Genomic DNA, 21,187 nt, shown 5'->3' with positions numbered 1-21,187 from the left:
CCTCCTTATTTATTTTTGTTTTCCATAACCTCCGCCACCTGGTGTTTCAATACGAACTTTATCTCCTGCTTTAAGATTTATGTGAAACTTACCAGGCATTTTTTTCCATTCACCTTTTACAAAAATCATATTTTTACCAGCTTTTCCTGGTTCTCCTCCGTTAAGTCCATATGGAAGGAATTTACGCCGTTCGCTTAATACTGTAACTTCGGCATCTTTGAGAATTTTGATCATTCTTATTATTCCATCTCCGCCTTTATAGAGCCCTTTTCCTCCAGAATTATTTCTTATGGAATACTCTTCTACCATTAAAGGATAAGAAAACTCCAAGGCTTCTATAGGAGTATTTAAAGTATTAGTCATATGAGAATGAATGGCGGATTCTCCATCAGAAAATGCGCTTGCCCCCATTCCTCCTCCAATGGTTTCATAATAAGTAAAAGCGGTTTCGTTTTCATCGATTCCGCCAATGGTGATATTGTTCATAGTGCCTTGTGAAGCTGCAGGAATTTTTTCCGGCAAAGCTTTTGATAAAGCCCCTAAAAGAACATCTACTAGCCTTTGAGATGTTTCTACGTTTCCTCCAGCCACAGCAGCTGGAAAACTTGCATCTACTATAGTTCCCTTTTTAGTTATAAGTTTTATAGGTCTTAAAAGACCTGCATTGGTAGGAATATCTTCATTAATAAGAGATCTAAATACATATAACGCTGTCGATAACGCTATAGAATAGACACTATTTATGCTTCCTTTTACTTGAGGATCACTTTCCGAAAAATCTATAGTTACATTGTCTCCATAAATTTTTATTTTTACTTTTATTTTTATATTTTCTTTGTTAACTCCATCATCATCCATATAGTCTTCAAACTCATAAATTCCATCTTTGATTTCCTTTAAGTAAGATCTTAGTATTTTTTCAGAATAGTCTATTAAAAATGAGGCATATTGTTGTACTTTTTGAAGTCCGTATGAATTTATTAATTCTAAAACCCTTCTGATTCCTGTTAAATTTGCCATTATTTGGGCAGCAAAATCACCTTCTCTTTCATAAGGTGTTCTTACATTGTTGAGAATAAAATCCATTAAGGATTGCTCAATTTTTCCTTTTCTTACTATTTTAAGAGGAGGTATAATTAGACCTTCTTGAAATATTGACGTAGAAAGAGGCATTGAGCCAGGAGTCATCCCTCCTATATCAGCATGATGTGCCCTGTTAGCTACATAAAAAATAGGGCCATTGTCTTCCAAAAAAACAGGAGCTACAATAGTAACGTCAGGAAGATGTGTTCCTCCTTTAAAGGGATCATTTAATATAGCCATATCACCAGGGTTTAGTTGAAGCTTAGTAATAATAGATTTGATGCTTAAAGGCATGGAGCCTAAATGGACGGGAATATGAGCAGCTTGAGCTATCATGTCTCCATTTTGATTAAATATAGCACAAGAAAAATCCCTTCTTTCTTTTATATTAGGTGAAAAAGCTGTTCTATTTAGAGTAACCCCCATTTCTTCAGCAATAGAAGTGAATCTATTTTTGAATATTTCTAACAAGATGGGATTTGCATTCATAATGTTCTCCCAAGTTATACTTTTATAATTAAATTTTGGAATTCATCAACAAATAATTTGGTTTTTGGTGGAACTACAATTGTAGAAGAATATTCAATAATTATTGCAGGCCCTTCTATTTCATTGCCGTAATTTAAAAAGTCTCTATTAAAAACTTTAGTTGGATATTCTTCTCCATTAAAAATGGTTTTTGTTTCGGTTAAATAAGCTTTTTCATCTATTTTAGACGAAGGAGTAGTTTGTCGGTCAAATGACGGTTTGTCCATTTTTCCCCTGGCTCTAAGTCTAATATTTACAATTTCAATAGGTTTGTCAAAATTGGCATAACCATATAGTTTTTTATGATATTGATGGAAATCTTCTCTAAAATTAGTAGAAAAAGGTATCATAATTTCGTATGATTGTCCTAGATATCTCATATCTAAATAAAGTTCCAGGTTGATACTTTCTTTATAAACTCCTTCATGAAGGAGATCATCTTTAGCCTTATTAATCAATGGTGCAAACAAGTCTTTAAGTTCTTGATATGAAATATTTTCTTTTAACATTACTGTTTGTGAGTAATCTTTAATTATATCAGAAAGTATCATTCCTATAGCTGATAAAATACCTGGGTTTTTAGGAATAAATACTTTAGGAATTCTTAATAATTTAGCTAAGAAACACGCATGCATTCCGCCTGCCCCACCAAAAGAGAAAAGAATAAAATCAGATGGATTATAACCTTTTTCAACAGAAATGACTCTTATAGCCCTTTCCATATTTGAATTAGCTATGTCGAGTATCCCTTCGGCTAGTTCTATAGGGGTTAATCCTGCTTTACGGGCCATCTCGGCAAAAAAGGGCTCAAGTTTTTCCTTGTATAGTTTCATTTTGCCACCTAAAAAATATTCAGGGACAAGCCTACCTAAATAAAGATTGGCGTCTGTTACGGTAATCTGATTACCTTTTCCGTAGCATATAGGCCCAGGATCAGCGCCTGCACTTACAGGTCCAACTTTTAGGGCCCCGCCAGCATCAATATGGGCAATAGAACCTCCGCCTGCTCCAACAGTATGAATATCTATCATCGGAACTTTTACTGGAAAGCCTTCTATTTCAGATTCTACGGTTAAAGGAATTTTCTGATCAATTAAAGCTACATCAGTAGAGGTGCCCCCCATGTCAAAGGTGATAAGCTTATCAAAGCCTGCCATTTTAGCGATTTCAAAGGCTCCTACCACCCCTCCAGCCGGTCCAGAAAGAATAGTCCTTACAGATTCTTTCATAGCAATATCATAAGAAATAATTCCTCCGTTTGATTGCATTATGCGTAACTTGCTTTCTTGAGAAAGGTTTTTTCTTATGAAACTTATATATTGACTCATTTTAGGAGATACATAAGCATTAATTACTGTGGTGGAAGTTCTTTCATATTCTCTGAACTCAGGTAAAATTTCACTAGATAAACAATAGTAAATATTTTCCTCTTTTAAATATTTTTCTAATTCTTTTTCGTGAGAGTTATTTAAAAAAGAAAATAAAAAACAAACAGCTACAGATTCTATTCCTTTAGTTTTTAATTTTTTAATTAATTTTATGATTTCTTCTTTATTAATTTTTTCAACTTCTTCACCTTTTGGGTTGATTCTACATTTAATGCCAAATCTTAAATTAGAAGGAACTAATGGCTTGTTTTTCTTATAAAAAAGATCGTATAAATTTCTTCTGTTTTGACGACCTATTTCGATTATATCTTCAAATCCTTTATTAGTAATAAGAGCAGTTATAGCACCTTTTCTTTCTAGAATAGCATTAGTTGCTACTGTAGAGCCATGGGTAATGTTGCCTGGTTGCCCATCGAGAATGACTTTTAAACCTTCTAGAACTGCCTGGGCGGGATTGGAAGGGGTGGATAAAATTTTATATACACCCCATTTGTTCCCCTTTTTGTATATAAAATCAGTAAAAGTTCCTCCTGTATCTACACCTACGATTACCATAAACTGCCCCTTCCCGTTTGACGATTTTTAAAACTTTACTCAAAGCACGAAAATATTGTTGTTTTTACGCTATTTTCTAAAATATTTCAAGTCTTTTAAGAGCTACATTATCTTTGACAAAAATTCTTTGACTCTAGGATTATCTGTATGAGAGAAGAAAGTATTTACATCAGTATTTTCTACAATTTTACCTGCATCCATAAAGATAATCCTATCAGCTACTTCTCTAGCAAAGCCCATCTCGTGAGTTACGCATAGAATGGTTATGTCTTCTTCAGTTAGACTTTTCATTACATCTAAAACTTCATTTACCATTTCTGGGTCTAACGCAGAAGTTGGTTCATCAAATAACATTACCTCGGGTTTCATAGCTAAGACTCTAGCAATTGCAACACGTTGTTTCTGGCCTCCGGAAAGTTCACTTGGATATTTGTTTATTTGATCGCTCAATTTAACTCTTGCTAAAGTTTCTTCCGCTAATATCTCGGCTTCTTTTTTGGGTTTCTTTTGGACTTTTATAAGAGGGAGAGTTATATTTTCTCTAACTGTCAAGTGTGGGAACAAATTAAAGTGTTGAAATACCATTCCTATTTTTTTTCGTATTTCTATAGATTTTATTTCTCTTATATTTTGGCCGTGAAATAAAATCTTACCTTCTTGAATTTTTTCTAGTTTATTGATACATCGTATAAGAGTTGATTTTCCACTGCCGCTAGGCCCGCATATTACTATTATTTCTGATTTTTTTACATGAAAATTAATGTTATCTAGTACTTTGAAGGCTCCAAAATATTTGGTTACATTAATAAATTCAATAATTTTTTCTTCTTTTATTGTCCTAGTCACTTAACTGTTTCCTCCATCTTATTTCAAGTTTTCTGGCTAGTCTGCTCATCATAAAAGATAAAATAAAGTAAACTATAGCAACAATAGTAAATATTTCCATACTCAAAAAAAGCCTGTTATTTAGAATAGTAGCAGCTCTGAAAAATTCTATAACTCCAATAATATAGGCAAGTGAAGTGTCTTTAAACATGGCTACATATTGAGCCAGGAGTGAAGGCAGCATTCTTTTTATTACTAAGGGAATGATGATATAGGCATACATTTGGAATTTTGTAAGCCCTAAACTTAATGCTGCTTCTTTTGTTCCTTTTGATATAGAATTCAAGCCACTACGTAGAATTTCAGCAATATATGCAGAAGTAAATATAGAAAAAGCGATAAGAGCGGCTATTACTGGTTGAACAGAAATGTCTTTGTTAGTGACGTTTTTTATGAATATTGGAATAGCAAAATATACCCAAAAGATTACCATTATAAGAGGAGTAGCTCTTACTACTTCTATGTAAAAACTGGCTATCCATTTGAGAATGCCTTTAGAGCTTCTTAATATGGCCAAAAAAGCACCAAAAATAAGGGTAATAGGGACAAGGATAAGAGTTAATAATAGAGTGAGAGCTAAGCCGCCTATTTCTCCTGGCATTCCAAAAAGAAGAAATCTAATATTATCTTCAGTTAGTACAGGTTTTAAGTTCAAATGTTTAAAATAAAAAAACATTAATATGCTTAATATAATACCTGAACTAAGGTGAATTAAATGTTCTTTGTTTTTATTCAAAGGTGCGTCTGCCATTTTTCGATACCCATTTGTTTATTAAAGACATTATGAATGAAGTTGTTAGGGTTAAAATAATATATAGAATTGTAACTATTGTTGCAGCTTCGAATCCTCTAAATGTTTCTGCATCTATTTGTTGAGTAACAAAAGTCAATTCTGCTACTCCTATCGTCATCGCTAGAGAAGAATTCTTTATTAAGTTTAAATACTGATTAGTTAATGCTGGTATAATAATTAGAAAAAGTTGAGGAATTATAATGTAAAATATCATTTGCAATTTAGTAAATCCAAGGCTAGCGGCTGCTTCTATTTGTGAACGCGGAATAGCATTGAGGCCCGATTTTACAACTTCTGATATATAGGCTGAAGTATAAAGAACTAGTGCCAATAAAGCGGAGAAAAAAGCATTTGCATCTTCTACCTTGAGTATTCTAGCAAATTCTTTGAGAAAAGGAAAAACATCGGCAATGTTAAAAGAAAAATAAATAAAAAATATTTGAACTATAAGGGGAATATTTCTAAAAAGTTCTACGTAGTAGTATCCAAAAATTTTAAGCCATTCAGACTTAGAGTTTCTGAAAAAACCTATAATAAAACCCCAAATTGTAGATAGAAGTATTCCTATAACAGATAATTTTATAGTAGTAGTTAGACCTTGCCATATAAGGCCTTTATATTCAACAAGCAAATCTATGAGCAATACATCCTCCTCAAAATTTTTGCAGAAGAATAGAAGTTATCTTACTTAAATACTTCTTAAAGACTCAAAAAGCTGGTAGATATAAAAATTCAGAGAAGGGGGCTATATCGCCCCCTTTAATTACTTAGGCCAGACTTCAGGAAGCCTTGTTGGTTTTTTGCCAAACCACTTTTCAAAAATTTTCGTATAAGTTCCATCTATAACAGCGTCTTGGATGGCAAAATTAATGGCGTCTCTAAAATCGCTGTCGTTTTCTCTTACACCCATACCGTAAGGTTCATAGGTGAAGGGTTCTCCAATTACTTTAAGTTTTCCGTGGGAATCTTTGGCCTGAGTGGCACACCAGGTGTAATCAGTGGTGATAGCATCGACTTTGCCTTTCATTAAGGCCATTAAGGCCTGTGGATATTCTTGGAAATATACTATTTCGGCTTTGGGCTGAACTTTTTTAAAGTTAGGTCCACTTGTTGCCCCCTGAATAGCTGCTACTTTTTTACCAGCGAAGTCTTTGTAGCTTTTGGCTTGGCAATCACTTCTGGCCAAAATCGCTTGTCCATCAAAGTAATAACTAATAGTAAAATCAATAGGAAGATCTCTTTTACGTTTGTGAGTCATAGAAGCAGCTACCAGGTCAACTGAGCCGCTTTCAAGCATTGGAATTCTCGTCTTTGAAGTAACCTGTACTAACTTAACTTTTACGCCTAGTTTTTTGGCGATGTAATTTACTAGATCTATATCAAAACCTACCACTTCTCCCTTTTCATTTACAAAACCAAAGGGTTTGAAATCATATTTGACGCCTACAATCATGTAACCCCGTTTTTTAATCTTTTCCAGAGTATTTTCCGCTTTAGCAGGCTTAATTAGAGCCGTGGTCATAAAAACTGACAGAAAAACTAACATTACGGACCAAAAAAGGATTTTTTTCATAAATACCTCCTTAAATTTTTGTTTATCTCCATATAGCATAAGAAAGTGAGAATGAAAAGTAACTGGATTTAACGGCCCTACTTATTCAGTTTCTCTAGTAACTTGCGGCTTGGATGAAAACGAACTTTTTTTCGAGGGGTTATATTGATCTTCTTTTTAAATCTTGGATTGTAGAGACTTTTGGCTTTGGTGGTATAAACTTTAAAACTTCCGAATCCCTGAAAAACTACCTTGCCGTCATTTTCAAGCTCATCTTTCAGGGATTCAAAAAAGGCTTCCACCCAAATAGAAGCTTCACGTTTGCTTATACGGAGCCTTTCCGAAAGAAGCCTTGTTAGTTCCTGTTTAGTCATGAATCTTAAGCCCTAAGGGAAGCGTTTCCCCAAATAATCTGGTGCGTTGAGCCTCTTCCAGCTCTACTACTTTTTCTAAAGGTTGATAATTTTCTGCAGGTATATTCCAGGACACAAGCAGTTCTTTGATGGCCAGTCTTATTTCTTCAGGTAAGTCAAGGGCCCTATCTCCGCTTAAGCGTCCAATGTTGATTAAGGCCTCTGCCCAAAGGCGGGCAATTTTTTCTGGAATTTTTTGCTTTTTAAGATGAGATATCATTTCTTCTATCAGAGGCTTAACTTTTTTAGGTGGAACAACGGCATCGGCTGGGCCGTAAAGGAGGACCCGCGCAAGAAGCCTTGAAAGGACAAATATGAAAAGTCTGTCGTTCTTTTTTAAGGCCTGAGGTAGCACTTTTCGCGCTAGCTCATACTTTACTTCTGGGGAAAGCCTTTCAAGGTTGGCCACGCATAGCCAGATTTCTCGCCTTTCTTGAGGAGAAACCTTAGGGACTTTTTTCCCCTGGCCGGGTAATACGTATGGTTTGATTTTGGCAAATAGTTGTTCTTGCTTGCCACGGCTTAAGCCTCCAGCCACTCTGCGCCAAAAAATCCACCATTCAAGTTGAACCGCCTTATCTCTTTTGTGAGTTACCCCTTCAAAATAAAGCCCCCAGATTTTTCCCACGCGGAAAGGATCAGAAATATCACCGTAGCCCGGCCTTAAAAAGAAGCCTAAAAGATTAAACCAGCGGGCCTCATGCGCTGCTGATTTAGTGCGCCAGCCTTTATTTTCAATCAGAAGATCAGCTAGTTCTCTTATCAGAGCGGTTGGCCAGCGGTCACGCTCCATTTCAAAGGTCTTTTCTAAGAGATTCGTTATTTGAGGGAGTTTTTGGACGTTTTTCTCAAAGGCTGTTTTTATGGTGTTTCGGGCTTGTTCAATTTTTTCTTTTTCTATGGGTGAAGGCTCGCTTTCCGTCTTATCTTTAGCCACAATTACGCCTTCTGGTTCATCAGCGATTTTTTTCTCCTGTATTCTCAGGTTGAACTGGAGCCGCCAGCGGTGTGGTGTTTCAAGTGAGCAACAATAGGTTTCAAGGACGCCCACTTCTGAGAGCAAAACCTCAATGCGTACGGGGATTTCTTTGAGACCACTTTTGCGTCCGAACTTAAGGGTGGTGGAAAGAGGGGGGAGTTCGGCAAAGTTTTCGTCAAGTTCAACCACGTCTCCCAGAGAGTCGTTTCTGGTAGAAGACGTGTAAAGTGGAAATTTTACCGGGCGATTGGTTAAAACCTTAAAAGTTTTAGGCAGGGAAAGCTTTTCTCCTTCTTTTAAGCCTTTCGGGGCCAGGCAAACGGCTTTGGCTTTATCTCCTTCTTCAACTCCCAGATAATAGGCTCTGGGTAGTCCTCCTCCTACCCTTATGCCAAGCCCTTGTTTGACCAGGCCGTAGTAGGCTGCGCCTATGGCCACGGCCAGGTCTAAGGACGTGGTCTCTAAGACTTTTAAAGAGTTGAGATTAAACCAGCGAGCAACTTCTTCTTTAAGGCGCTCTCTAAAAATTGGTGGTTTTAAAGCTCCGCCGTTAAAAAGGATTACTTCAACCTTTTCTATTTTATTTTTATAGAGAAAGGCTCCAAGATGCCTGGTAATGGCTTGCTCGCGAGCGTAAGGAAGCCCCCAGTCACGCATACCCCTTGGCACAGATTCCACTCTAGCCAGAGCTTGATTGAAGGTGACTTCAGGGAAAAAGTCTTTGAGTATCAAAGAAAGCACTTCGTCTCGGGTGATCCTGGCCACTAAGGTGTCGGCGATGAGGGCTCGGCCGCGGCCGGTAAGCCTTACCGCGTCTTCTTCAGGGCCGTCAGGAGAAAGAAGCCGTTCTTTCAGTTCGCGACAGAGAAAAGTAAGGGTCTGGAATCTTGCAAAATCAAGCCGTTTGGTAGGGAGTTTCTTTTCGGCTAACTTAGCCAGAGCCAGGTCAATGTTGTCTCCACCAAGCAGTATGTGGTCTCCCACGGCAATGCGTTCAAGGTAAGGGCCTTCTTGCCCTTCGCGCACCTCTACGACGGTGAAGTCACTGGTACCACCACCTATATCGCAAATGAGCACGTGTTCTCCTGGATTTAGCTTTTCGTACCAGTTTTTCTCATTCTGAGATAGCCAGGCGTAGAGCGCGGCTGTTGGTTCTTCTAATAAAATCACTTCCAGGCCTGCCATTTGGGCGGCTTGAAGGGTAAGCTCCCGGGCAACCTCATCAAATGAGGCCGGCACCGTAAGAATTACAAGCTGGTTTTCCAGACGCTTTTCAGGGTCATCGCTGGCTATTTCGTAGTTCCAGGCCTCTTTTAAATGTTCTAGATAGCGCGCTGAGGCCTCAACAGGAGAAACTTTTTCTACGTCATCTCCCGATCCCCAGGGAAGAATTTTAGCCGTACGGTCAACTCCTCCGTGGCAAAGCCAGCTTTTGGCTGAAGACACTAGGCGCGACGGAACAAGAGCTCCATGATCCCTGGCGTACGTGCCCACGGCAAAGCGGCGTGAGTTATCCCAGGGAAGCCCAAGGTCTTCCTGAGCCTCAAGCTCCCCGGGCAAATAAAGAAATGAAGGAAGCGTTTCCCTTTTGCCAAGACGCCCAGCCCCTACTAGCTGGGGAATTTGGAAAACCTTTACGTTGAGTTCAGGCCCGGTTTCTTTCAGGTCAGCGTAAGCCAGGGCGCAATTAGTAGTACCAAGGTCTATGCCTACTACGTAGCGCGGCATTTATTTAAGAAGCTCCTTTATCTTTCTTAACAGGTCTTGAGGTAAATAAGGCTTGTGTAAAATTTCAAAGTTATTTTCCTCTAGGACCTCAGCTAGTTCCTCTTTGTCAGCATAACCGGTAGCTATAATAGCTGGCCCTTGAATAAGTTTTTTAGAAAATAGATCATAAGCCGTTCCATCAGGTAGCCGGTAATCTACCACGTGAAAGTCAAAGTTTTTTTGAGCTAATATCTCTTCAGCCTCTTTTAGAGTTCTGGCAAAAGTAAGTCGATAATCTGGAGCCATAATCTCAAAGTATTCTTTAAGTATTTCGGCTATTGGTTCTTCGTCTTCGATTATTAAAATGTTTTTTTTACCCATTTGTTTTTTGCGCAAGCGTTCTTTTTAATTCTTCGCCTTTGCTGCGATAGGCCTCAAGCCTATTTAAAGCGTTAACCAGCGCCTTTAAACCCGCGGCTACAATGTCGTAGTCTTTTCCAAGCCCAGCTACTCTTTTGCCATGGAAATCTTCAATTACTACTCCGCATACTCCTAGGGACTCGGTGCCTTTTCCTACGGCGTCTATATGAAAGTCAACCAAACGCAAATCTTTTTCGGAAGAGAAATCCTTTTCCGCTGTTCCCATGAAATTATAACCCAAGGCTTTAGCCACGGCCTTAAAAGCCGCGTCTATGGAACCTACGCCTACATCAAAGGCTACGCGTTTGTCCTTCTTGTTATCTAAGATCTCTACCTGGGCCAAAGGTTTCAAAGGTGCCCCGTAAAGACTGGACACATAAGCAGCCTGTACCTGATAGCGGTATTCATCTTCTAAAAACTCGTCCAGTAAGACCCCTTCCAGATACTCATCGTGAACGGTGCGTAAAACATCTTTTACTTCCTGACGGAAACGTTCAAAGACTTTGGCCAGGTCCTCAGGTGAAAGTTTCCAGCCCCGGCTTTCCAGTTTGAATTTTACCGCGTGTCGCCCAGAGTGCTTGCCAAGAACAATGGCGCTTCCTGTCCAGCCTATTTCTTGAGGGTCCATAATTTCGTAGGTGCCGCGATGCATGATGACTCCGTGCTGATGAATACCTGATTCATGGGCAAAGGCGTTGGCCCCTACGATGGCTTTGTTGGGTTGAATCATCATGCCCGTTAGCTTTGAGACGAGCTGGCTGGTAGGCACAATCTGGGTGGTGTCAATACGGGTTTCAAGAGGATAACCCAGGGTCTTTTCAAAATAGTCCTGTCTGGTTTTAAGGGCCATGACAATTTCTTCTAAGGCGGCGTTTCCGGCCCTCTCGCCAATGCCGTTTACAGTGCATTCTACCTGTCTTGCTCCAGCCAAAAGAGCCGAAAGAGAATTAGCTACAGCTAGCCCTAGGTCGTTATGGCAATGCACGCTAAAACATACCTTGCCCTCGGCAAAAAGATCGTAAAGATCCGCCTTTTTTAAAGCCTCTACCAGGTGGCTAATCAATTCGTAGTATTCTTGGGGAACGGTATAACCTACGGTATCAGGGATATTTACGGTAACCGCTCCGGCCTTAATTACTTCAACTACTACTTGAGCCAGGTAATCCCAGTCACTCCGGGTGGCGTCTTCAGCGGAAAACTCTACCAGAGGAGTATATTTCTTGGCGTATTTGACGGCTTCTACCGCCAGTTCCAGAACTTCTTCGCGGCTTTTACGTAACTTGTATTGCAGGTGAATGTCAGAGGTGGCGATAAAAGTATGGATACGAGGGGCTGTGGCCGTTTTTATCGCCTCCCAGGCCGTGTCTATATCTTTTTGGTTGGCCCGGGCAAGAGCGGCTACCTGTACATCTTTCACTGTTTCCGCAATAGCTTTTACCCCTTCAAAGTCCCCGGGAGAAGCTACCGGAAACCCGGCTTCAATTATATCAACCTTAAGCCTTTCAAGGGCTCTGGCTATTTCTTTTTTCTCTTCAACAGTGAGAGACACGCCTGGAGATTGTTCTCCGTCCCTTAAAGTAGTGTCGAAAATATATACACGTGAAGTCATAAATGCCTCCTTTTTTGTTTGCAAGATTAACGACGGAATTAACCAAGGGCAATTAGTCAAGTAAAAATTTATTGGATTTCAGATGAGACCTGGACACTTTCCCCCCGCCTGGCGCGGAGGGCAAGAAGTAGAGGGCCGGAGAGAGTGTAGAGCAAAAAACCTATAAATAAGGTTAGCGGTGGTTCGGCCGCCATGACTGTTAAAATTAAGACAAAAAATACTAGGGCGTAAAAGGGATGCTTTTCCGCAAAACTAAATTTTTTGAAGGAAAAATAAGGAGCGTTGCTAACCATTAGATAAGAAATGATATACACCATTATTAAGATGGCGATATGTTTTACCGGTTGTTCAAGGCCAAACCAGAGGGAAAAAAGTACGGTTGAAGCCATAAGGCCGGCTGCTCCAGGGCTAGGGAGCCCGGTAAAATAGCTGCTTTCTTTAACAGCCTGGACATTGAATTTGGCCAGGCGCAAAGCGGCACAGGCCACGTAAAGAAAAGCCGCCAGCCAACCGTAGCGGCCATAGGTCTGAAGGGCAAAGGTGTAAACCAAAATAGCCGGTGCTACGCCAAAAGAGACCAGGTCACAAAGAGAGTCATACTCAATGCCAAACCGACTGGTGCTTCCGGTATAACGGGCCACGCGACCGTCTAAAATGTCAAAAATCATGGCCACCAGAATAGCCACTGCGGCTTTAAAAAAGTCTCCCTGAATGGCGGACACCAGGCCGTAAAAACCACAGAACAAATTGCCCGTAGTAAAAAGATTTGGCAAAAGATAAATACGGTTTTTATTCTTCCGTTTTTTCTTGCCCATTAGCTTCCCATGGATAAAATATCAATGGTGATTCTCCGGCTCTAACTTTATGCCCCATGTTTACCAGTATTTTAGCTTTGTCTACCGGGACAAAAAGTTCCACTCTTGACCCGAATTTTATCATGCCAATTCTTTCACTGGCCAGCAGTTCGTCTCCTTTCTTGACAAAAGGTACTGTGCGCCTGGCAAGGAGCCCGGCTACCTGTACCAGCAAAAGAGGCACGCCGTCTAAACGCTCTAGAGCATAATAACGTTTTTCGTTTTTTTCAAAGGCTTCTTCTTTATCGGCCGGTAGATACTCGCCCGGCTCATGCCAGATATCCACTACCCGGCAGGTGGCCGGGGCCCGATTAACGTGAACGTCACAGACGTTCATAAAGATGCCTATCTGGTAGGCCTCGGTGTTTAAAAACTTATCTTCTTTTACTTTTTTGATGGCCACAATGCGGCCGTCTGCTGGAGAAACAATGATTTCTCTGTCAAAAGGTGGATAGCGGTCTGGATCGCGAAAGAACCAGGCCAAAGCTAAAGAAGCTAGCGCTCCTCCATAAAGCAAATCCTTCCTTTTGGTGAGATGTCCTAAAACAGCACCTAAAAGTCCAGGCGTTACTACCCAGGGAAGACCTTCTTTGTTTATCATTATCTATACTCCTGTTTTTCAATCATTTGCCAAAAGGCCGTTAATTCTTTTTTAAGCTTTTCAAATAAATTTTGGGCCTCGTCTATGTTAATGGCCTTCTCTAAATTAAAAGCCAAATCACGCGCTTCTTCAAGGAAAATCGTCGCACACGCCCCTTTTAAAGAGTGGGCCTTTTCTCTAACGGTGTTTATCTCTCCCGATGAGAGGGCTTTTTCCATTTCGTCTAGCAATTGTTTAGATGAAAACAGAAATACTTCAAGTAGTTCTTTAAGTTCTTCCTGGTCAAGTTCTTGTAGCAATTTTTCGCGATTCCATTTAACCATGTCTTGCTAATCGGCAAAAATAAAATTTTCTTTTAGATGGATTTCGCCCCCGCCTAACACCTTATCTTCCTGGTAAGCTACGGCAAATTGTCCAGGGGTAACTGCCTGCTGAGGTTTTTCAAAAACAACTTCAGCGTCTTTTTCAGAGAAAAACTTGATAGTGGCCGGAGCTTCTTTATGGCGATAGCGAATCCTTACGTTGGCTTTTATTTCTTCCTGGCGATAGGCATCACATATTAGATGAAAATTTTTTACTAGAAAACGCTCACAGCGGAGATATTTTTTAGGGCCAATGATTACCTGATTTTTTTGAGCATTAATAGCCACTACGTAGTAAGGCCTTCCCAGGCGTACGCCAAGCCCGCGGCGCTGACCTATGGTATAGGCGTAAATACCCTGGTGCTTTCCTACCACCCGTCCGTCAACGGTTATCATTTCTCCTGGAGGAAAATCTTCTTCAGAGAAAAGTTCGCGATAATCGCCTCTTATAAAGCAAACTTCCTGGCTTTCTGGTGAAGTAAGATTAAAAAGACCAAGTTTTACTATTTCTTTTATAACGTCTTCTTTTTTCCATTCTCCAAGAGGGAATAAGGCTCTTGAAAGCTGTTTTTGATTAAGTAAGGCCAGAAAATAAGATTGTTCTTTGCCAGGGTCTTTACCTTTAAAAAGTTCAAAACACTGGTTTTCTTCATTAAAAATTACACGGGCATAATGGCCGGTGGCTATTTTTTGGGCCCCCAATTTTTGGGCTTCTTCTAAAAGCAGGCCGAATTTGATTTTTCTATTACATACTACGCAAGGGTTCGGAGTTAGGCCCTGGCGATAGCTTTTTAAGAAATAGCTGATGATTTTTTCTTTAAAAGGGCCGGTTAAATCCACTATCTTTAGGTCTATTTTTAGGGCGTCAGTTAGGCGTTTGACCCTGACAATTTCTTTTTCCGGGTCTTTGGGAGAGAAGAGGGCAAAGAGACCAAATATATTTTTTCCTTGTTTTTTTAAAAGATGAGCGGCAAAGGTGCTATCCACCCCGCCGCTCATGGCTACGGCTATCATTTATCCTACTTCGGCAAGCTCCTTGTGAAAATGGGCTTCCATAGCACGCACAATGCAGGCTGGCATACACAACTCACAACCGGTGCAGCGTTCAGGGTCAAACTTTACTTCCATGGTATCACGGTCCACATAAAGGGCATTGGTAGGACAGACCGCCGTGCAAAAACCACAGTGAATACATTTTTCCTCGTTTTTGCGGATTTCCTGGCTAATAGTCTTTATCTCAACGCCGAGTTCACGCAAAAAAGCAAGCCCTTTATCAAACTGGCTGGGATGCCCCTCTAATTCAATAACCATCAATCCTTCTTTGCCTGGCAAAATAGTAGCCTTAAGAATATTGAAGGACAAATCAAATTCTTTGGCTAAACGACAAACAATAGGTTGATCCACCACGTTTGTTGGAAAACGTAAGACTAGAATTCGTTTATACATTAGTCTTTCCTCCTTCGAGATAAGCCCTGTAAGGGGTTATATCAAAAGATGGGTCAAGAGTTTGAGCCTTTTCGAAATAATTGAGGGCTTCTTCCTTTAGTCCCATAGAAGCTAGACAGGCGCCAATGTTAGCGTAGTCAACGGCTACCTGTGGGTTTAAGGCCACGGCCTGCCAGAAGGCCTCAAGGGCTTCACTTGGCCTTTTCTGTTTGAAGCGAGCTGTTCCCAGGATGTTTAAGAGCTCAGGGAGTCTGGCGTAGGAAAGCCCTTTTTCTGCGGTATTTTCGGCTTTAACAAAATCGCCGCTTTGTAAATAAGCATAGGCCAAGTGGCAGTATATAGCTGCCAGGTCGTCAAATTTGGGGTTAAGCTTTAAGGCCTTTTCAAAGGCAAGAGAGGCTTCTTGATAGTAGCCCAGATTAGCCAGGACTTGACCGAGATGGGCGGCTACGTAGTATCTTTCTATCTCCTGGTCAATGGCTTTTAAGAGGAAAAGGGCTTCTTCAGGGAGAGAGAAAAGGGCTATGGTTCTTACCAGCTGATAAAGAGGATTGAGAAAGATCCTCTTACGAAAATGGATTCCAGGGATAATGGCGTAAACCGCTGGAATGTCTAATTCTTTCTTAGTTATGTCCACCAGATAGAGTTTAAATCCTTTCTCTTCTAGACCTTTGGCCAGGGCTTTTAATTCTTCGGCATGGTCATGGGAAGATATATCAGGCAGCTCCGATAGGGGAATACGGCCACTTGAGGTAAGTATTAAAGAGGCTTCTTCAAGGGTCTGATATTTGGGAAGCCCACTTTCTAGGTATTTCCCGTCGGTGTCAAAATCACCCGCAAGCTGAGCTACCTCGGTTAAGGCCCTAATTAAGGCCCTTTCAGGGCTGGTGGCTGTGCCCGCGGTATAAACAATTTCTGAACGGTGAGGGAATGTCTGCGGGTCATAAGCAAGGGCGGCCACTGTGGGAGCTGGCATATCAAAAGTAATATCTCGCAGAAAAAGTTTAACCCCTAAGCGTTCAAAACACGCTAGCAGATATTGAGCCTCTTCGCCGATTTTTTCAGGAATTACCTCGGGAAAAGGCGCTTCAGGCTCACTGGCAAGGGCTGAAGTGTGACGTTCTATAAGTTCACAGGTAGCCTGTACGGCGGCTTCAGCGTAGGTGTTACCAGCGGCAGAGCCGTTGTACTCGTAAAGTAACCAGAACCAATAAATAGGAAGCTTGACGTTTTTTTCATTTGATACTTCAAAGGCTTCGGCTAAGTGAAAGGGAACTATGGGTAAAAACTTGCGGCATATTTCCTGGGCTTTTACGTCTTCATCTGGGTCAATAACCGAAGAAAGTAAAACTTCTAGAGAAATAGTATTTTCTTCACTCAAAGTTTTCACAGGAAAGGCTTCACTCTTTATGGTGGAAAAAAGTGAAAAACGTTCTACGAGCTCCATAAGAGCACTGGCCTTGGCCAGGGCCTCTGTAGAGCCCTTGCCCATTTGTTTTATGTTTCCAGTGATGTTAATTCCCGTGGTGCCGTAAAGACTCAGGTAAACAGGAATTCCTAAACGACCTTTATCTATACGCTTTAGCTCAGAAAATATTCCCGTACCAAATGCCCTAAGGGTTTTTTCTACCCGAGATATAGTTTCTTCAGGTGGAGTGGTTTTATCGGCTACCATTTTAGGCGAAGGGGCTAAAAACTTACGCTTCATGAATATTTCCTCCCAAAAGTGGCCTTATTATACACCTTTTACCCTTACAATAAACTCAAGGCGGTGTTTTTTCTAAGTTTACCGGGTGGTCAGAAAAAAGGAAGTAACTTAGTAGGAAATAAAGTGGGGACAGGCAAACTTAGCAAAAGAGGGCACCTAACAAACTAGGTACCCTCTATAAAGATTCTTTAGGCTACTTTGATTTCAATCTTTTTGGGTTTCTGGGTTTCTACTTTAGGGAGGAATATGCGCAACACACCGGCATCCATAGACGCTTCTACTTTGTCAAGGTCAAACTCAGGGCCAATGGTAAAGGCTCTGAAATACTCGTTGCCACGTAACTCGGCATAAAGAGGTTGGACGTCTTCAGCGGGCAAATCGACAATTTCTCCCTTCATTTGCAACACATTTTCTTCAATTTTTACTTCCACACTTTCTTTGGTTACTCCGGGCATATCTGCTACCAAAATAAGCCCGTCTTCAGTTTCATATATATCAACCGGCGGAATCATCGGCCTTTCGCGGCGTACCGCCGGGGCCTGTTCTTCACGGGTAGCCAATTCTTTGGTTTCCTTTTCATTCATAGCTATCCCTCCTTTCTGTTGAATTTTAGCTGGTTTTTACTTCTATTTTTTTGGCCTTCTTTTCTTCCCGTTTACCAATACGCACCTTGATAATGCCATTCTGATAAGTGGCCTCTACTTGAGATGGATCAATAGATTCGGGTAAGGAAACCGCCCTGGTAAAACGGCCACTGAATCGTTCCTGCCGGTAATAACGCGCCGGGTCAACTTTTTCCACTTTTAGAGCCTTAGAGGCATCACGTTCACCACTTATGGAAAGTATGTTCCCTTCGATAGAGAGATCTATTTTGTCAATTTCAATACCAGGGGCAAAGAGATAAACATAGACCGCGTCATTGGTTTCGCCGATATTAATTACCGGGAAGGTACCTCTGGCCACTGTGCGCATAGGCACAAAGGGGCTGGTTAATTCCAGCAAACGGTCAACTTCTTCCTGTAACCTTTCAAATTCCCTGAAAGGATCGAAAAAATCTAAACCCCAACCGATAGGCATCGTTTGCCACCTCCTTTTTAGATTTTTCTCTAGCTATCAAAGAAAATAAACACGGCTTTAACCCAGGCAAGGGGTTGACTTTTAGGCTTTGCGTCAAAGCTTAGTTATTTTATTATGGGCTTAAATTTTCAAAGGAGGGGATCATGTTACTGGCGGTGGTGAGTGATAGTCATGACGCTATTCCCAATCTTAGGAAGGCTGTCTCCCTGGCTAATGAGAAAGAGGCTGAAGTTCTTATCCATTGTGGCGATTTAATTTCGCCCTTTATGCTTCTGGAACTGTCCAAGTTTAAAGGAGAGGTGCATTTTATCCTGGGTAATAATCCCGGGGATGTCTGGCTACTTATGAATAGATTAAAAGACTTTCCTAAAATCAATTGTCACGGTCAACATGCTTTTTTGAATATAGATGGGCTCAATATAGCGGTGGTACATTTTCCTGCTACGGCAGAAGGGCTTGCGGCTACAGGGAAATATGACGTAGTGTTTTACGGGCACTCTCATGAATATGAAGAGCAAAAAGTAGGCGAAACTTTACTTTTAAATCCTGGCGAAATTTTAGGAAAAGATGGCCCTCCGACTATGATTCTTTTTGATACCGTTAGCAAGAAAGTAGAAAAGGTGACCTTTGATGAGGGTAGCTGTTGATACAGGAGGCACCTTTACAGATTTTGTGGCTGAGGTTGATGGTAAACTTCTGACCCACAAGGTGTCTTCTACACCTCAAGACCCTTCACAAGCGGTTTTAAAAGGATTATCTGAGCTTGGCTTAGATAACCCGCAGGTTTTACTTCACGGTACCACGGTAGGGACTAATGCTTTCCTTACCCGCCGTGGTGCCAAAGTTCTTCTCATAACTACTAAAGGTTTTGAGGATATTATTTTTATAGGCAGGCAAAATCGGCCTAGCCTTTATGATTTTTTTGTGGATAAACCTGAGCCACTTTTGCGATCTTCCCAAGTTTTAGGGATTGCCGAGCGCATAGATGCTAGGGGCGAAATCATAAAAGGCCTTTCCAGTGAGGAACTTGAGCTTTTAAAGCGCTTTGTGGAAAAGAGAAAATTTCAATCAATAGCCGTAAGTTTTTTGCACTCTTATATAAATCCCGTGCATGAACAAAAGGTAAAAGAAGCTTTACAGTTTACCGGGCTCCCGATTTCGCTTTCTTCGGAAATACTACCCGAATTTCGGGAGTTTGAGCGGACTTCAACTACGCTTATCAATGCTTATTTAGCTCCGGTTATGGCGGCCTATGTAGGCAAATTAACCCGGGAATTACCAAATACCCAGGTGTTTTTGATGCAATCAAGCGGTGGCCTTATGCCCGCAGAGGCTGTGGGTAAGCGGGCAGCGGCTACTTTGCTCTCTGGGCCAGCAGCGGGGGTTTACGGCGCGTTTTCTTTGGCCAGGAGGTTAGGGCGGGAGAAAATAATTACTTTTGATATGGGTGGTACATCAACAGACGTTTCTTTGTGTAATAGTAGCCCTACCTTTACCCGCCAATATGCTCTAGAAGGTTATCCCGTCCACCTTAAAAAGATAGACATACATACTATTGGTGCTGGAGGTGGTTCTTTAATCTACTTTGATAAGGCCGGGGCTTTAAAAGTTGGTCCTGAAAGTGCAGGAGCAAACCCTGGGCCTGCTTGTTACCAGCGCGGAGGCACAGAGCCTACAGTCACTGATGCTAATCTTTTGCTCGGAAGACTTCCTACAGAACACTTTCTTGGCGGGCGTCTTAGGCTTTCCAAAGATCTCGCCCAAAAGGCCTTTGCCAAAGTAGCTAAAAAATATGGGTTTGATTCTGAAGAATTAGCTTTGGGAGCCTTAGAAATTGTAAATACCAATATGGAGCAGGCCATAAAAAAGGTTTCTGTAGAAAAGGGGCTTGATCCTCAAGATTTTACGCTTGTTTGTTTTGGTGGTGCTGGCGGGCTTCACGCCATTTCTTTGGCAGAGAGACTGCGCATAAAAGAAGTTTTAGTGCCACGGTTTTCAGGAGTTCTTTCGGCACTTGGGTTACTTCTGGCACGGCCTGCCTTTGATTTTTCCAGATCGATATTTTTAAGAAACGAAGAAGTGGCCTTTGAATATTTATTGCCTCTTATGGAAGAGCTTGCGGCCAAAGCCTTAAAAGAACTAGCTCGTTACGGCTACCGCAAAGAAGACCTGCGAGCCGAGGCCGAAATAGACATACGTTATCAGGGGCAGTCTTATGAGCTTACCGTACCCTTTACCTACGATTTTAAAGACAGGTTTCATGTCCTTCATCAGCAGCTTTATGGTTATAGTATGCCCTTTGCTCCTTTAGAAGTTACTGCTATTCGCCTGAACCTTTCAGCTGATCCTCCTGAGTTTGAATTACCTTTGATTTCAGGGAAAAAACTAATGAGTGAGGGGAAGGGCAAGGTTATACTTTCTCACGGCAAAAAGGTAGATGTTTCTATTTTTAGATGGGACAATCTCCCTCCTGAGAGTGAAATAAAAGGCCCTGCCCTAATTGTAGGCGCTTATGCTACGGTTTGGATAGAGCCTTTCTGGCGAGCTTGGGTAGATAAGTTCGGAAATGTTTGGTTGACTAGATGAAGAATTGAAAAGGGGGCATTTAAAGATGAAACGAATTTTGTGCTTTTTTATTTGGCTATTTTTGTTAGTAAACCCCGTTTTAGCGGAGCAGATAAAAATTGCCATTTTGCCATTCAAAATAAATGCTAAAGAAGACCTTTCCTACGTGCGAGAAGGCATTAAAGATATGTTAAGCACACGCTTATGTGATCCCCCCAAGGTGATGGTGATTGATGAGAATGAAGTTGATAAAGTTCTTGCCAAGGAAAAAGAGCCGTTTAATACGGAAGTAGCCAAAAAAATAGGGGAGAAATTGAAAGTTGATTATGTAGTACTGGGAAGTGTTTCTTTTTTTGGCCAAAAAGTCAGTATTGATGCCGAAATAATCTCTGTAAAAGAAAATAAACCCCCTTTAGTTCTTTCGACTTATGTCACCGCTCTTGACGACATTATTCCCAAATTAGATGAATTCGCCCGTAAAGGTCTAGCTTACGTAGAGGGAGAACCGCTAGCTAGTTTAAGGCAGTTGGGTACGCCTACTACGAATTCGTCTGCGCCTGCACTTTCTCAAAAAAATGAAGGTCAGGCTTTTTTACAAGAACCTTCAAAGGTCCATCCCGAAAGAATCTATAAAAACAACATCCAAGAAGCGAGCCCTCGAG

The 21,187-nt window shown here is 41.0% G+C and carries 20 protein-coding genes; 2 read left to right on the top strand and 18 right to left on the bottom strand.

The window, feature by feature from the left end; genetic code table 11:
* Window positions 1–9: 9 nt before the first annotated feature.
* From THEIN_RS02750 to THEIN_RS02665, 18 genes are all read right to left on the bottom strand, one after another.
* Window positions 10–1,572 (bottom strand): hydantoinase B/oxoprolinase family protein, encoded by a 1,563-nt coding sequence (locus tag THEIN_RS02750; RefSeq protein ID WP_013907173.1) that lies wholly within the window; start codon window positions 1,570–1,572, stop codon window positions 10–12.
* A gap of 14 nt (window positions 1,573–1,586) precedes the next feature.
* Window positions 1,587–3,554, bottom strand: coding sequence for a hydantoinase/oxoprolinase family protein (locus THEIN_RS02745; protein ID WP_013907172.1), 1,968 nt, complete (start codon window positions 3,552–3,554; stop codon window positions 1,587–1,589).
* Window positions 3,555–3,656: 102 nt separating this feature from the next.
* Window positions 3,657–4,400, bottom strand: coding sequence for an amino acid ABC transporter ATP-binding protein (locus THEIN_RS02740; protein WP_013907171.1), 744 nt, complete (start codon window positions 4,398–4,400; stop codon window positions 3,657–3,659).
* Window positions 4,393–5,190: an amino acid ABC transporter permease gene (locus THEIN_RS02735; protein WP_013907170.1), complete on the bottom strand. Its 798-nt coding sequence runs from the start codon at window positions 5,188–5,190 to the stop codon at window positions 4,393–4,395. Before THEIN_RS02735 ends, THEIN_RS02740 begins: the two co-directional genes overlap by 8 nt.
* A complete protein-coding gene (locus tag THEIN_RS02730; RefSeq protein WP_013907169.1) occupies window positions 5,168–5,875 on the bottom strand; it encodes an amino acid ABC transporter permease in 708 nt (235 codons plus the stop codon). Before THEIN_RS02730 ends, THEIN_RS02735 begins: the two co-directional genes overlap by 23 nt.
* A 120-nt stretch (window positions 5,876–5,995) precedes the next feature.
* Window positions 5,996–6,805 carry a transporter substrate-binding domain-containing protein gene (locus THEIN_RS02725; RefSeq protein WP_013907168.1) on the bottom strand — a complete coding sequence of 270 codons (810 nt, stop codon included), beginning with the start codon at window positions 6,803–6,805 and terminating at the stop codon, window positions 5,996–5,998.
* Between the two features lie 77 nt (window positions 6,806–6,882).
* Window positions 6,883–7,158, bottom strand: coding sequence for an HU family DNA-binding protein (locus THEIN_RS02720; RefSeq protein ID WP_013907167.1), 276 nt, complete (start codon window positions 7,156–7,158; stop codon window positions 6,883–6,885).
* Window positions 7,151–9,904, bottom strand: coding sequence for an Hsp70 family protein (locus THEIN_RS02715; protein ID WP_013907166.1), 2,754 nt, complete (start codon window positions 9,902–9,904; stop codon window positions 7,151–7,153). Before THEIN_RS02715 ends, THEIN_RS02720 begins: the two co-directional genes overlap by 8 nt.
* Window positions 9,905–10,264, bottom strand: coding sequence for a response regulator (locus THEIN_RS02710; protein WP_013907165.1), 360 nt, complete (start codon window positions 10,262–10,264; stop codon window positions 9,905–9,907). It abuts the gene before it with no gap.
* Entirely contained in the window at window positions 10,257–11,912 is a 1,656-nt protein-coding gene (locus tag THEIN_RS02705) for a 2-isopropylmalate synthase (RefSeq protein WP_013907164.1), read from the bottom strand. The genes THEIN_RS02710 and THEIN_RS02705 overlap by 8 nt, the downstream gene beginning before the upstream one ends.
* A gap of 68 nt (window positions 11,913–11,980) precedes the next feature.
* On the bottom strand, window positions 11,981–12,727 hold the full coding sequence (gene pssA / locus THEIN_RS02700) for a CDP-diacylglycerol--serine O-phosphatidyltransferase (RefSeq protein ID WP_013907163.1): 747 nt from the start codon (window positions 12,725–12,727) through the stop codon (window positions 11,981–11,983).
* Window positions 12,702–13,367: a phosphatidylserine decarboxylase gene (locus THEIN_RS02695; RefSeq protein WP_013907162.1), complete on the bottom strand. Its 666-nt coding sequence runs from the start codon at window positions 13,365–13,367 to the stop codon at window positions 12,702–12,704. The genes pssA and THEIN_RS02695 overlap by 26 nt, the downstream gene beginning before the upstream one ends.
* A complete protein-coding gene (locus tag THEIN_RS02690; RefSeq protein ID WP_041434467.1) occupies window positions 13,367–13,690 on the bottom strand; it encodes an Hpt domain-containing protein in 324 nt (107 codons plus the stop codon). Before THEIN_RS02690 ends, THEIN_RS02695 begins: the two co-directional genes overlap by 1 nt.
* Before the next feature lie 6 nt (window positions 13,691–13,696).
* A complete protein-coding gene (gene mnmA / locus THEIN_RS02685) occupies window positions 13,697–14,743 on the bottom strand; it encodes a tRNA 2-thiouridine(34) synthase MnmA (RefSeq protein ID WP_013907161.1) in 1,047 nt (348 codons plus the stop codon).
* A complete protein-coding gene (locus THEIN_RS02680; RefSeq protein ID WP_013907160.1) occupies window positions 14,744–15,175 on the bottom strand; it encodes an NIL domain-containing protein in 432 nt (143 codons plus the stop codon).
* Entirely contained in the window at window positions 15,168–16,883 is a 1,716-nt protein-coding gene (locus THEIN_RS02675) for a YcaO-like family protein (protein WP_013907159.1), read from the bottom strand. Before THEIN_RS02675 ends, THEIN_RS02680 begins: the two co-directional genes overlap by 8 nt.
* A gap of 188 nt (window positions 16,884–17,071) precedes the next feature.
* Window positions 17,072–17,467 (bottom strand): Hsp20/alpha crystallin family protein, encoded by a 396-nt coding sequence (locus THEIN_RS02670; RefSeq protein ID WP_013907158.1) that lies wholly within the window; start codon window positions 17,465–17,467, stop codon window positions 17,072–17,074.
* A 25-nt stretch (window positions 17,468–17,492) separates the two neighbouring features.
* Window positions 17,493–17,960 (bottom strand): Hsp20/alpha crystallin family protein, encoded by a 468-nt coding sequence (locus tag THEIN_RS02665; RefSeq protein WP_013907157.1) that lies wholly within the window; start codon window positions 17,958–17,960, stop codon window positions 17,493–17,495.
* Between the two features lie 143 nt (window positions 17,961–18,103).
* Here THEIN_RS02665 and THEIN_RS02660 point away from each other — a divergent pair, with 143 nt between their 5' ends.
* Window positions 18,104–18,607 carry a metallophosphoesterase gene (locus tag THEIN_RS02660; RefSeq protein ID WP_013907156.1) on the top strand — a complete coding sequence of 168 codons (504 nt, stop codon included), beginning with the start codon at window positions 18,104–18,106 and terminating at the stop codon, window positions 18,605–18,607.
* Window positions 18,591–20,546, top strand: coding sequence for a hydantoinase/oxoprolinase family protein (locus tag THEIN_RS02655; RefSeq protein WP_013907155.1), 1,956 nt, complete (start codon window positions 18,591–18,593; stop codon window positions 20,544–20,546). The genes THEIN_RS02660 and THEIN_RS02655 overlap by 17 nt, the downstream gene beginning before the upstream one ends.
* The last annotated feature ends 641 nt before the right edge of the window (window positions 20,547–21,187 follow it).

The organism is Thermodesulfatator indicus DSM 15286 (assembly GCF_000217795.1).
Taxonomy (GTDB): domain Bacteria; phylum Desulfobacterota; class Thermodesulfobacteria; order Thermodesulfobacteriales; family Thermodesulfatatoraceae; genus Thermodesulfatator; species Thermodesulfatator indicus.
Note: the sequence above shows the minus strand (reverse complement) of the source record. Positions and strands in the feature narration are given on the sequence as shown.

Coding starts and splice junctions, on each gene's coding strand:
- THEIN_RS02665 (WP_013907157.1), bottom strand. CDS start 17,960: ATGCCTATCGGTTGGGGTTTAGATTTTTTCGATCCTTTCAGGGAATTT.
- mnmA (WP_013907161.1), bottom strand. CDS start 14,743: ATGATAGCCGTAGCCATGAGCGGCGGGGTGGATAGCACCTTTGCCGCT.
- THEIN_RS02675 (WP_013907159.1), bottom strand. CDS start 16,883: ATGAAGCGTAAGTTTTTAGCCCCTTCGCCTAAAATGGTAGCCGATAAA.
- THEIN_RS02695 (WP_013907162.1), bottom strand. CDS start 13,367: ATGATAAACAAAGAAGGTCTTCCCTGGGTAGTAACGCCTGGACTTTTA.
- THEIN_RS02735 (WP_013907170.1), bottom strand. CDS start 5,190: ATGGCAGACGCACCTTTGAATAAAAACAAAGAACATTTAATTCACCTT.
- THEIN_RS02710 (WP_013907165.1), bottom strand. CDS start 10,264: ATGGGTAAAAAAAACATTTTAATAATCGAAGACGAAGAACCAATAGCC.
- THEIN_RS02725 (WP_013907168.1), bottom strand. CDS start 6,805: ATGAAAAAAATCCTTTTTTGGTCCGTAATGTTAGTTTTTCTGTCAGTT.
- THEIN_RS02750 (WP_013907173.1), bottom strand. CDS start 1,572: ATGAATGCAAATCCCATCTTGTTAGAAATATTCAAAAATAGATTCACT.
- THEIN_RS02720 (WP_013907167.1), bottom strand. CDS start 7,158: ATGACTAAACAGGAACTAACAAGGCTTCTTTCGGAAAGGCTCCGTATA.
- THEIN_RS02705 (WP_013907164.1), bottom strand. CDS start 11,912: ATGACTTCACGTGTATATATTTTCGACACTACTTTAAGGGACGGAGAA.
- THEIN_RS02670 (WP_013907158.1), bottom strand. CDS start 17,467: ATGAATGAAAAGGAAACCAAAGAATTGGCTACCCGTGAAGAACAGGCC.
- pssA (WP_013907163.1), bottom strand. CDS start 12,727: ATGGGCAAGAAAAAACGGAAGAATAAAAACCGTATTTATCTTTTGCCA.
- THEIN_RS02715 (WP_013907166.1), bottom strand. CDS start 9,904: ATGCCGCGCTACGTAGTAGGCATAGACCTTGGTACTACTAATTGCGCC.
- THEIN_RS02690 (WP_041434467.1), bottom strand. CDS start 13,690: ATGGTTAAATGGAATCGCGAAAAATTGCTACAAGAACTTGACCAGGAA.
- THEIN_RS02655 (WP_013907155.1), top strand. CDS start 18,591: ATGAGGGTAGCTGTTGATACAGGAGGCACCTTTACAGATTTTGTGGCT.
- THEIN_RS02680 (WP_013907160.1), bottom strand. CDS start 15,175: ATGTATAAACGAATTCTAGTCTTACGTTTTCCAACAAACGTGGTGGAT.
- THEIN_RS02745 (WP_013907172.1), bottom strand. CDS start 3,554: ATGGTAATCGTAGGTGTAGATACAGGAGGAACTTTTACTGATTTTATA.
- THEIN_RS02660 (WP_013907156.1), top strand. CDS start 18,104: ATGTTACTGGCGGTGGTGAGTGATAGTCATGACGCTATTCCCAATCTT.